1 protein-coding gene is annotated in these 504 nt (G+C 35.3%); it reads right to left on the bottom strand.

Annotated elements, in window-relative coordinates:
- Positions 1 to 90: 90 nt before the first annotated feature.
- Positions 91 to 405, bottom strand: a complete 315-nt coding sequence (locus IE155_RS17915) for a hypothetical protein (protein ID WP_189379707.1) — start codon at positions 403 to 405, stop codon at positions 91 to 93.
- Between the last annotated feature and the right edge of the window lie 99 nt (positions 406 to 504).

The raw sequence follows: 504 nt of genomic DNA, 5'->3' as shown, positions 1-504 counted from the left end.
TAAATTCAATGGTGAGAGATGGTGTCTATTGGGATCCAAAAATGAATTAAATATTAGTGTTTGACACCATAGTCACTTGTTAGCAGTAAATTAACTACGTTTAGGGTATACATGATAACGATGTCTCCCAGTTTTTTCGATAATGACTTTATCACCGGCAGCCATATTATGAGTTTTAAAGAATTCTTTAACCCAAGAGCGCTTACGAAAGATATTTTTGTCACTAGCAATATCAGTAAATACAGGTTCATTGATACCACAATGTATTTCAAGTAAAACTGGGGCAATGTCTTGTGAATTTGAACCACCGAAAGAATCACTAGGGAAAAACTCGGTAATTGATGACAGATATAAATGATCGTTATTTATATTCCCTTGAGTTAATTCAATTTCGACATACTGCATGTGTACTCCTTTACTGCTAACGCCGTTTTAAGCGGCTAATTGCAGTTGGCTAAAATAAGTGAGGCACGAACAAAAAGCCAACTGTAATTTGTCCGACTT

The sequence above is a fragment of the Thalassotalea profundi genome (assembly GCF_014653195.1).
Taxonomy (GTDB): domain Bacteria; phylum Pseudomonadota; class Gammaproteobacteria; order Enterobacterales; family Alteromonadaceae; genus Thalassotalea_B; species Thalassotalea_B profundi.
The sequence above is the reverse complement of the archived record's forward strand: the minus strand, read 5'-3'. Positions and strand labels throughout refer to the sequence as shown.